The 11,052-nt window shown below is 56.1% G+C and carries 8 protein-coding genes; 2 read left to right on the forward strand and 6 right to left on the reverse strand.

Annotation, left to right across the window (positions count from 1 at the left end):
• Positions 1–9: 9 nt before the first annotated feature.
• Both FRD01_RS04085 and FRD01_RS04090 read right to left on the reverse strand, forming a co-directional pair.
• Positions 10–906, reverse strand: a complete 897-nt coding sequence (locus FRD01_RS04085; RefSeq protein ID WP_146957878.1) for a histone deacetylase family protein — start codon at positions 904–906, stop codon at positions 10–12.
• On the reverse strand, positions 903–1,685 hold the full coding sequence (locus FRD01_RS04090) for an alpha/beta fold hydrolase (protein ID WP_249755988.1): 783 nt from the start codon (positions 1,683–1,685) through the stop codon (positions 903–905). Before FRD01_RS04090 ends, FRD01_RS04085 begins: the two co-directional genes overlap by 4 nt.
• Before the next feature lie 106 nt (positions 1,686–1,791).
• Here FRD01_RS04090 and FRD01_RS04095 point away from each other — a divergent pair, with 106 nt between their 5' ends.
• Both FRD01_RS04095 and FRD01_RS04100 read left to right on the forward strand, forming a co-directional pair.
• Positions 1,792–2,805, forward strand: a complete 1,014-nt coding sequence (locus FRD01_RS04095) for a metallophosphoesterase family protein (protein ID WP_249755989.1) — start codon at positions 1,792–1,794, stop codon at positions 2,803–2,805.
• A gap of 35 nt (positions 2,806–2,840) precedes the next feature.
• The gene (locus tag FRD01_RS04100) at positions 2,841–5,684 is read left to right on the forward strand and encodes a BamA/TamA family outer membrane protein (protein WP_249755990.1); all 2,844 of its coding nucleotides are present in this window, start codon (positions 2,841–2,843) and stop codon (positions 5,682–5,684) included.
• Positions 5,685–5,691: 7 nt separating this feature from the next.
• Here the strand turns inward: FRD01_RS04100 and FRD01_RS04105 are convergent, their stop codons facing one another.
• Genes FRD01_RS04105 through FRD01_RS04120 form a run of 4 tightly spaced genes read right to left on the reverse strand, consistent with a single transcriptional unit; the run spans position 5,692 to position 11,017 of the window.
• Positions 5,692–7,017: a hypothetical protein gene (locus FRD01_RS04105; RefSeq protein WP_146957884.1), complete on the reverse strand. Its 1,326-nt coding sequence runs from the start codon at positions 7,015–7,017 to the stop codon at positions 5,692–5,694.
• Complete coding sequence (locus FRD01_RS04110) at positions 7,014–8,741, reverse strand: putative ABC transporter permease subunit (protein ID WP_146957886.1); 1,728 nt, start codon at positions 8,739–8,741, stop codon at positions 7,014–7,016. Before FRD01_RS04110 ends, FRD01_RS04105 begins: the two co-directional genes overlap by 4 nt.
• Entirely contained in the window at positions 8,738–9,544 is an 807-nt protein-coding gene (locus FRD01_RS04115; protein WP_249755991.1) for an ABC transporter ATP-binding protein, read from the reverse strand. The genes FRD01_RS04110 and FRD01_RS04115 overlap by 4 nt, the downstream gene beginning before the upstream one ends.
• Before the next feature lie 6 nt (positions 9,545–9,550).
• Positions 9,551–11,017, reverse strand: a complete 1,467-nt coding sequence (locus FRD01_RS04120; protein ID WP_146957888.1) for a transglutaminase-like domain-containing protein — start codon at positions 11,015–11,017, stop codon at positions 9,551–9,553.
• Between the last annotated feature and the right edge of the window lie 35 nt (positions 11,018–11,052).

Below are 11,052 nucleotides of genomic sequence, written 5' to 3' on the forward strand. Positions count from 1 at the left end.
CGGGCAAGTCTACTCAGCAAACACCCTACGTGCGACACGATAGGTATTTGCATAGGCCAGAACCGAGTCGGCGATGGGCTTTGCATAACCACCTCCGAGCGCCAGCGAAATCGGCACGTCGTGCCGCTTCGCGTACCCAAGTACCAATTCGTCTCGTCGCTCTAAGCCGCGATGAGTCATCGCGAGTTTACCCAACGAATCCGAGTGGAGTGCGTCTACGCCCGCTTGATAGAGGATGATTTGGGGCTTAAGTCGGTGCACGATTTCGAGCACCTGCTCGACCACCCTGAGATACGTGGAGTCGCCCGTCCCGTCAGGGAGTCCGATATCGAGGCACGACGACGGTTTTTGAAAGGGATAGTTCCGCTCCCCGTGAACGCTGATTATCGAAACTTCGGGGATCGCGCCCAAGATCTCTACATTGCCGTTTCCGTGATGCACATCAAGGTCCAGAATCACAATACGCTCAAGGCCTCGCGCGACTAGGTCCATAGCCACGGTCGCCAGGTCGTTGAAGACACAAAAGCCTTCTCCTTGCGCCCTTGAAGCGTGGTGTGTCCCACCTGCTAGATTCCCCGAGAAACCAGATACCAACGCTTCATCCGCGGCGGATAATGCCCCTGAAACTGTAGCGAGCACGCGCAAGACAAAGGCCTCGGACCAAGGGAAGCCCACCTTCCTCATATGCCTTGAGTCGATCTGCCCAGCGAGAAAGCGCGCCACGTAATCAGGGTCATGCGCAAGATGCAGAACTTCTCTAGAGTCGCGCAGCGGCTCGCTCAGCTCGCCAGGCCCAAGAATCTCGTGGTTCACAAGGTGGTCGCGAAGGAGTCGATACTTTTCCATCGGGAATCGATGCCCTTCCGGAAGCGTCACCGTAAAATGGTCGGAGTAGAAGACTCTCACGCGTGCTCAGACAAAAAACCAAGAACCAGCTCACGAAATTCTTCAGGCGCCTCGATCGGAATGGTGTGGCCCACCCCTTTCACCTCAACGTGTCGACCCTTGGTCAAACGCGCGAGTTCTTGCGCCCCATCGCGGGTCACGAGCAGGTCACCATCTGCCGAAATCACCAGAGTTGGGGCGCTCACCTGGCGCGCGAGCTCGCTCAAATCCGGGTACGATTGCATACCTTCGAGAAGGGCCATGAGTCCGTCACGGCTATTTCGCTGCTCAGACGCCTTGATGATACCGCCCAAGAGGTGCTCATTTTGCTCCAGAAAGCGGTTGCCAAGGATCGTGGGCAGTGCCGCCCAACTCATGGCTTGCACGCCTCCACGCTCCAATATCTCGCGCCAAGACCTGATGATGGTTCTCGAAAGCGCATTGGGTGTGGCTGTGGCCGAACACAGCACAAGTGATTTCACGCGCTCAGGAAAATCCACAGCAAACTGTAGGGCCACCCGGGCCCCGTGGCTAAACCCCACGAGGTGCACTCTTTCGGCACCAATATGGTCCAGAAGTTCAGCCAGGTCTTTGGAGTGGGTTTCCAAGGTTAGTTTGACGTCACTCAGCGGGCTATCGCCCTGCCCTTGCGCATCGTAAGTCAGCACCTGAAACTTTGACTGGAATGCACGTGCTTGCGACTTCCAGTGTAGGGTTGATTGACTCATGCCGTTGAGGAAGACCACCGTATCATTGGGACCTTCGTAGAGTTCGTAATTTAATCCATTCGGGGCTAACATCCGCGCCTCAATCTTTGTTAGTTTTGACTCTGGCCCCAGATTGCTCACTTTGACAAGCGTGCGCTCAAAGGCCATCCTCCTCGTGCCCTTTTGGATGCTATTCGACGTGACGAGATTTTTCATTTTCTTTTTGGTGGTATCCGCATGCTCAGCGGCTCCTGTTGAGCCCGCGCCCAATTTGCGGGAAACCAAGGTTGAAGAAGTCGCGCCGCCAAAGGAGATTGCCCCACCGGTTCAACCGAAGAGCGAACCTCGAGCGTTTCGAGTCGCCGTAGTCTCGGACCTGAACTCGAGTTACGGCTCGTTGGAATACACCCCGGAGGTTCACGAAACGGTGCGATGGCTCTCAGAGGAGTCTCGGCCAGACCTCGTGCTCTCAACGGGCGATATGGTCGCAGGCATGCGACGCGGCCTTAATTACCGAGCCATGTGGGACTCATTCCTTGGGAACGTTGTCCAGCCTTTGGACCCCATTCCCTTCCTGCCGACGCCTGGCAACCACGACGGTGCACCGAATTTTGCCGAAGAACGCGAAGAATATTTAAAGACGTGGACGCCACGCAAACCTGAGCTCAATTGGGTTTCCGATGAAAGCTGGCCTACGCAATACGCGTTTCGGTTCGGTGGCGTACTCTTCATAAGTCTCGATTTTTCAACCGTTCGGTGGCTAGACGAAGAAGAGCGTGTTTGGCTGGAAGACCTTCTCAAAGACTCTGAGAGAAGCGTGATTTTTACCCATGTACCACTTCATCCGATTGCGGCCGGCCGATCCCGCGAAGCCACGCGTGATAGGGCCCTTGAAGAACTCCTTTCTAGACACCCCGTCACTTTGATTCATGGGCATCACCACGCCTATTTTCGCCACCGACACAACGGAATCTCGACGATCTCCATGCCTTGTCTGGGCACCGGTGCACGAAAACTAAAAGGGCAAGCAGATGCGGCGGAAAACGGCGTCGTGATTCTCGAATTCGATGACAAGGAATTCGCGGATACGCTTGTGGCCGCCCCTTCCTTTGAGACGCGTGATTTGAGCACGCTGCCATCAACCTTGGATTGGGAAGATTCGAGTATTGAGCTCTATTTGGGCCCGCTCTTCTGCGAGGCCAGAACGTGTTGATGCGAAGTTTAAGTGTTGTACTCGTGGCGATGGTCATGAGTTGGTGCACGCATGCGTGGGCAATCGACGACCCTGAACTCGAGTATTTTACGATCACCACCCCGCATTTCTACGTGCATTATCACTCCGGAATCGAGGACCTCGCCTGGCGAGTGGCCGTGATTTCGGAGGAGGCGCATCAGATTTTCGCGCCTCTTTTGGAGTGGGAGCCGGCCCGACGCACGCATGTCAACGTATTGGACAAGCTAGACATCGCTAACGGCTCGGCGACGGTTTACGCCAGAAACACGATGAACATCTATGGAATGCCTCCCGAATCTGACAGCGTTCTAGGGTTTTATGATGATTGGCTCCGCGTGCTGGTCTACCACGAATACGTCCACATCCTGCATCTCGACACCATTGGCGGGGCCTCGCCGTACATCAACTTCGTAATCGGCAAACAATCGAACCCAAACCAGACCGCTCCGCGTTGGTTTATCGAGGGGTTCGCCACGTATCACGAATCAAAACGAACGCGCGGCGGGCGCGTCTCGGGGTCTACATGGAAGATGTGGGCACGTACGGCTGCGCTCGAGGGCACACTGCTCGACCTCGGTGGGGTTGCGGGCTCTCCCACCCAATGGCCTGGCGGCAACTCAGCGTATCTCTACGGCTCGCTCTTCTTCGACTATGTATTCGACCGTCACGGCGAGGATTTTGGAAATCAGTTCAATCGCATCTATGGCAGCCGCCTGATTCCGTGGAGCCTCAACCAGACATCAGAAGAGATTTCTGGCGAAACCCTCGAATCGATGTGGAACCAATTCACCGCGGTCACTCAAGCGCGAGCACAGGCCACGCGTCAGCGTGTGCGCGCCGAAGGAGAGTCAGAGATTCGCTCGATTACTCGGCGTGCAGGTTCACACGGATTCGCCCGGCTCAGGCCAGGTCATAGCATTTCGTTCTACCATTTCGACCTCGAGTCGAGCCCCGCGTATTCGCAACTCGCGGAAGGCAAGATCACCGAGCTCTTCGAGATTCCGGGCGGCCCAGGGACGGGCGATTGGACCCCAGACGGAAAGAATTTTGTGTTTTCTCAGTCCAACGTCATCAAAAACACTTACTCTTACCAAGACCTTTTCATGTGGCGTTCTGCCACCCGGACAACGCACCGCCTCACCCATGGTGAGCGTGCCCGCGACCCGGCCGTCAGCCCCGATGGGCGCTGGTTGGTTTACGCTCGGAACAAAAACGGAACCATGGAATTGGTCTTGCGCGAACTGAATCGAGTCTCCCGTGCCGAACGTGTGCTGGTGTCGGACGCGGACTGGCAGCAGATTGCAGGCCCGCGATTCAGTCCGGATTCAAAATCCGTAGTATTTTCGAGGTGGATGCTTGATTCGGGTCAACGTGACCTCTGGATTGTACCCGTGGATGCAGGCGCGCCCCGACAACTCACCGACGACTTTGCGCTAGACCTCGACCCAGTCTACGAGAGCCCGAGCTCAATCCTCTTCTCATCGGACCGGACTGGAATCTTCAATATCTACCGATTGAATCTGGAGAGTTTAGAGGTGGAAAAGCTCACGAATGTGGTCAACGGCGTGATGCAACCTTTGAGAGATGAATCTGGACAACTTTGGGTCACCCATTACACCAGCGAAGGCTACGATCTTGGCGTGATAGACGAAGTCCGCTCTGCTCCAGGTCCATCGGTCTACGACGAACTACCAGTCATCAAGTACCCGGACATCGACACCTCGGGATTTACCACGACAGACTACAACCCTTTGCCCGAATTGTTGCCCTTGGTGTTCATTCCGGAATTCGGCCTAATCACCACAGGGAGCGCGTTTGGCGGGGTCTTGGCGGGCTACGATCCGGTGGGGCATCACACGTGGTCGCTCTCGGGTGCGCTCACCACTGGCCGCGAATTGACGGACCAAGGCTACAATTTTGCGGCCCAATATTCGTACTCGAGGCTCCCGGTGGACTTCGCGGTTCAGGCCAGGCATCGCCTCTACCCGAATCAGCGTGGATTCTTTGCGGCGAGCGACTTTCAGACCTTCCTTGAGGAAGACTATGTATTGCGCGGTCAAATCGGCATTCCGTTCCGCGGGATCTTTGACAATCTGCGGCTCGGCCTTTCGCTCCAGGCGCAATACGTCACGTTTGACGGACTTCCAGACGTTGAGCCGGATCCGGGAGACATCCAACCCTCCATTCCGGAATCCCAATGGCAAAACCAGGCGGGGTTGAGCGTCAACTACACCAATGTGGAGCGATACCCACGCTCGGTAAGCAGCGAAAAGGGATTCTCGCTTGGATTGAATCTCAGCCTTCAAAATCCGTTCATTGGCAGTGATGTCCAGTCCATGACGGTTTCCTACAACGCCAACGCGTACCTACCCAACCCCTGGATTCCGAGACACGTGCTCGCCCTCAATTACGCCGGTGGACATGTGTCGTCCGCGAGTGGACGAACAGGTCAGTACACGCTCGGCGGCGCATTGCCACAAGACGTGTTGACCAGCGTCATCTTTCAGGAACCCGCCGGCGGGCGTGTCTTAAGAGGCTATCCGCCAGCGCATGTCCGAGGCCCAAACTTCCAACTTTTGACTGCGAGCTACCGTTTCCCAATCCTCGATATGGACGAAGGTTTTGGCACGCTCCCAGTGTACTTCCGCCAGTTCAAGGGCAGTGTGTTCGCGGATACGGGGACGGCCTATCAAGGCTTCCTGGCCGATCAAGACCTCTTCTCGAGCGTCGGAGCCGAAGTCATCCTGAACACCACCTTCGCCTACTACCTGGCCGGGAACTTGCGCCTCGGCTACGCCTACGGCCTCTCAGATGGCGGAATCCACGACCTCTACTTGTTGTTTGGCGGCGGGTTTTGAAGTCGTCCTAACGGCCGTAGAGGACGTAGGCGCCGTCTTCGTGGACTTTTTGAAAACGCATTTCGTCCACCAAGAACTTGCCCAGACCTATATCTGCTGCGGGAATCAGCGCCGCCTTGATGCTGAACTGATGAACCAGTCCAAGTGCCACAGTGGTGTCCTCACGAACCAACCCATAGATATTCGCATTCACAAGGTCTGGAACGGCTTCCGGCCCTGTAAAGAGCATAGGATAAGGTTCCTTGCCGAGCTCGAACATCAGCACGCCAGCCAACTCTGGTGGGTGGAGGACGCGCGCGCGGGAACCCCAAGATTGGATGATTCGCACAGCGTCCAGCGGTACGTTCTTGGAGATAGCTCCAAAATCTCGTTCAGAATGCCTCCCAATGCCCACGAGTTCGGTTATTGGACTCCACCATGCCCAAAGGGGCTGCGCGAGCAAAGAAACCGTCAGAATGGCAGCTAGAGCCATTTTCGGAATCTTGATGGCCATCTGCTCGGCAGGTGTGAGCATCAACAACATGGCGAGCATCCCGAAGCCGATGAGCTCCGGCCGAAACGCTACAAAGACAGCAATCAGAGCCCATGGCCATCCGCGGCTCCCATCCTTCCAAAGCCAGAATGCAAGCAGACCAAGTAGGATTGCGGATAAACCCGGCAACGTGAATTGCTCAAAGGCCAGTAACCAGACCTCAACCCCCCTTGGGTTCACGAAGGTGGCAGCTGAGGTCAATATCGCCAAAGCCACAGCACGGCGAGTCCGGGCCTCGATGGCCCAGCCAATGGTTAAGAGCACCACCAGCGCGAAGACACCGTCCACATGCACCATTAGCGGCATCAACAAAGGCACAAGGAAAGCACGCTTTTTCGCCTCTCCGAAAAACACGGGCCTCAAAAGCACCAAAACCAGCAATAGCAAGAGCCCACCAAAGAGCGCCGGCCCTATCGGTATAGTCAACACGAGTGCCAGCACGCCGAGAGCCAATTGCCCAACCCTCTCCTTCCCGGTCCTTGAGGAAAGCGCACAAATCACCACCGCGAGAAACGCGACTAGGCCTCTCAACGCGAGCACGCCGTGCCAGTCTAGGAGTTGATGGACCTTGTAGAGCCACCACTGCCCGAGCCACCCCAAAATCGCCATCTCTTTTGCAGAATCGAGCGTGTAGACAAAGATGTTTCGGTCCGGAATGGTGCCGAAAGTATCGGCAGTGCGCCCCATGGCCAAGTGCACCCAGGGCTCAAAGCCCACCGGCATGAAAGCCAAAACTAACGCGGCCAAAGCACCCAAGCTAAATGCCGCTGCCCAATTACGACCTGATTTTTCTTTGCTCATGATATTCGTCGTCTAAGCGACCTCGCTCCTAGCTTGAGCGCGCCATAACCCGCAAGGGCTGGCGTTGTCACGGCCAAAGAAGCACCTGCAAAGTTCAAGAACGTCAGCGTCGCTGCTGCGGGGTCTTCGTACATTTGTCCCAGATTCAGCGTGAACCTGAACGACGTAATGAGCACAAAGAGAACCAGAAACATTCCCAGAATCATATAAATCACCGCCCCGAAACTCGACGCGATCTTTGCCGCGTTGGGGTTGTAGAACTGGGGGTACACGGCGCCAAGCCCCACGGACATGGCGGTGACGGCGAGTGTTAAAACCAAGATGATAACGCTTGCCAAGATTGCGAATGCGGGGTTTTGAAGAACCAGAAGATTGGACGCCCAAATCAGTGCTTGCCCAACGATGAGCACGGGCCAAATTCCGCCCAGCCACTTGCCGATCAGGAACTTATCCAACGAAACCGGGGCCTGCAAAATCAGCCAAAAACTTCGGCCTTCGATGCTCACTGCCGGAAAGAGAAAACGCCCCGAGAGCGCCACGATCACAAAGCCACATGCCGCCAGATTGAAGAAATAGAGACCGGCGTCGCCCAAGAGGCGCGCGTCAGCTGCAATCTCAAAGTACTTGTAGTTCACCAGGTAAATCACGATGATCGCAATCACCACGAGGACTTGAGACCACTGGCTCGCATCGCGCACAAAGATGAGCTGGTCCTTTCTAACCAATTGCTTAAGCACGGAAACAACCGTCTCGGGGTCCGATTCGAGCTTGGCAAGCCTTGCCTCAAGGGACTGCGCGGGTGTCGAGGTCTTTTTGGTCACCCAGTCCCGCATGCTGGTGAGCACGCTCTGTCCATGACGGCCCTCCTGCGCCTTGGAATAGCCACGGTGGTAGAACCGCCTGTGGAACCACGCCGAGACAAAGTAGAGAGCCATCGGTGTCAAATAGAGAAGTCCGAGAGACCAATAATCGACGTTTGAGCGCCCGTACATCAAGGGCACGACCACGTTCATGCACCAATCGCTCGGCAAATAGACGGTAGTCGGCGCCGAAAGAAGATTTAACATCTCGCCGATTGACGAGAAGCTGTCCGGATTGAGAAGCCGCTCCGGGCGAAGGGCTCGAATCACCACGAAAAGCACGGAAAACGCCGCGAGCCCGAAGAAAAGCGTGGCGTCACGCGTGCGCTGGGCGGCGAGCACGTTCGTGACAGCCAGCGCCACAAGTGTGGCTAACGCAGTGGGTATTGCTACGAAAGGCACAATCACGCCGAGGAGCCCCACAAAATAAGGCCAGCTGGCATCCACCCCCACGCCTGCAGCGATAAAAATCGGCAGCCCGAAGATGAACACCACCCACGAAGATTGCGCCAAAGACTCCAAAAACCGGGCGGTAAAAAAGTGGTCCTTGGGGATCGGTTTCGACATCAGAAAGTCGAGCTCATCGGAGAGGTAGTACGTGCTGAAAACAGTCACCACATTGGAGAACGCCAGAAGGCCCAGGAAGACCAAGAAAGTAATGGCGAGCAGACGTTGGACCAGAAGGTCGCCCACGGGCTCGATTTTTAGCGCCTCGGTCACGACCCAATGGCTCGACCGGAACAACATCACCCAAAAAAGCGCACTCAGCGCCACAAACGCTGGTACGCGGTACTTCCCGTCCTGTTCCGACCGAAGCGCCCCCTTGAGAGCCAAAAACTTCACGGCCAAGAGCTTCCAGGTCACGGCGACTCCTCAGCAGAGCTTCCGCCGCTAAACCGCAGCGCCACTCGCGCAGCGCGCTCTTCTTCGGTCTCCTCGGTAATCCTCAAGAAGACTTGCTCTAGAGTTGCAGCGCTCTCGCCGGATTCCACCCGCAGCTGGTCCATCGTGCCTCGTGCAACGACCTTCCCGTGATTGATGATGGCCACGGAATCGCAGACTTCTTCGGCGACGTCCAAGGTGTGCGTCGAGAGCAAAATCGTCATGCCGTCGCGCTCAGTCAGACGCCGAAAAAGGTCCTTAATCAGGCGGTGCCCCTTGGGATCGAGCCCAACCATCGGCTCGTCGACTACCAGGAGTTTCGGCTCCGGCAGAAGCGCCCCAGCAAACGTGATGCGCTGTTTCATGCCGTGGCTGAAAGATTCGATGAGGCTGTCGGCCCATTCCGCAAGCGCGAAGAGCTCGAGCAACTCTCTAACTCGGCGGGCAACGCGCGCCTTTGGCATCTGGTAGAGGCCACCGATGAAGCTCAGATATTCAAATGCCGTAAGCTTGTCGTAGACGTAGGGGCGGTCCGGAATGAAGCCGGTGATGGACTTCGCCTTTACGGGGTCTGAGTCCATTCGATGCCCGTCGATCGTGATGATGCCATCGGTAGGCATCAAGAGCCCCGTGAGCATCCTGAGCGTGGTGGTTTTTCCCGCGCCATTTGGCCCCAACACCCCAAAAACTTGGCCTTGTTTAACGTCAAGGTCGATGCCGTCCACCGCGGTGAAAGAGCCGTAGCGTTTGACTAAGCCTTCAATCTTGACCATCGATTCGCTCATATTCCCTCAATTGAAGTCGGCATCGGTACCCTTTACTTCTGGTTCTGCGGTGTATCGCTCGACTTTGACCCGTGAGATCTCTGACTCATAGTTCTCAAGACTGAGCAGAGGCTCTGCGCTGAGTTGAACCTGTCGTGTAGACGGGATCAGAGTGACCTTGCTCGGGTCTTGATCCACCCAAACTCCGTCGCGCTCGTACTGAATCCACGCATGAGGTCGGACTTTTTCTTTGTCGAACTCCACGCCAAAAACGGCCCGGCTTGGAATCTCCATTTCTCGCAAAACGGCTAGCAAGATTGCGACACGTCGCGCCTGGGTCAACGTATCAAAGGCTTGATGTTCACGGAGATTTCGAACGGCCTTCTCCACCACGATCAGCCGCGACGCGTCCGCCAGATCAGGCTTGATTTGTTTTGCGATTTCAAGCTCGTCGGGGGCTAGCGCAGGCGCCAACGCATAGGATTCATCAGTCTCTGCCGCGGGCAAAGGCTCCGGCACAAGCGCCGTATCCACCCGAAGTGAATCCTCAGTGCGATGCACGACTTTTTGCGCTCCCGAATCCCCAAGGATCGTAAGACCTTGCGGCGAGATTTGGTAAACGTTTGTATTGGTGACGCCTCCCCCACCTCGAATCAAACCGATCGCATCATCCACCGAAATCGCGGCATCTGAAGCTGCCCCGCCTGCCTTAAACTCGCGCTGCATCTGTTGCGCGCGGGCTTGACCGAGCTCGTTTGGAACCCGCGCACCGATGATCCTAAGTGGAAGTTCTTGGATCTGCACTTCGCCGCTCGCGTCCAGATAGACGTCGTACTCATCGTTGATGACCTTTTGCACAAAGTGAAAAGCCTCGACCTGGGTGTCGTAAACATCGATGGTATGCCGACGCACGTACTCAAACTTCATGCTCGTCATGCCCATGGTGATGGGGTCGAAATACTCCTGTTCAAAGACCTCTCCGGCCTCCAAGTTCTCACGCGCAGCGAGTTGGTAGAACGCGCTCTGCGCCAGTCTTGGCGGGTCGTTGAAGGCGACTCTACGTGTCCTCTTTGCGCCACCGAGCGAGAACTCGAGCACGACTTCTTTGCCCTCCACCCATGCCTCGGCGTCGAAGGAAAACGCCGAGCCAGTTTGCACAGAAATCTGAGCCCGCCGCAGCACAGCCGTGGGATCTACGGTGGCTTTGACGTCGGTACGAATCATTTGTGAGGCGCCCAGGGACGATACGTTCATCATGAAGTCGTATTCGAGAAGCCAACCATCCTCAATCGGAGTGCGGGTTTCGTGAACGTAGCCCACTTCTTTATTCTCGCGCGTCAGAAGCAACCATGAATTACCGGCGCTAATGCGAACACCCTCGGCCAAGACCTCAGTATGCCCCTTCTCAGCGAAATTTAGCTCCCATGCATACGCGCCCATAAGCCCGATCCAGCCCAGAAGCACTGCAACTCCGACCACATCAAAAACCCTCATGCGCTCTCCGAAGCGAATTTAAGTTGCTTGATACT

Origin of the sequence: Microvenator marinus (assembly GCF_007993755.1) — a bacterium.
In the GTDB taxonomy this organism is placed as follows: domain Bacteria; phylum Myxococcota_A; class Bradymonadia; order Bradymonadales; family Bradymonadaceae; genus Allomicrovenator; species Allomicrovenator marinus.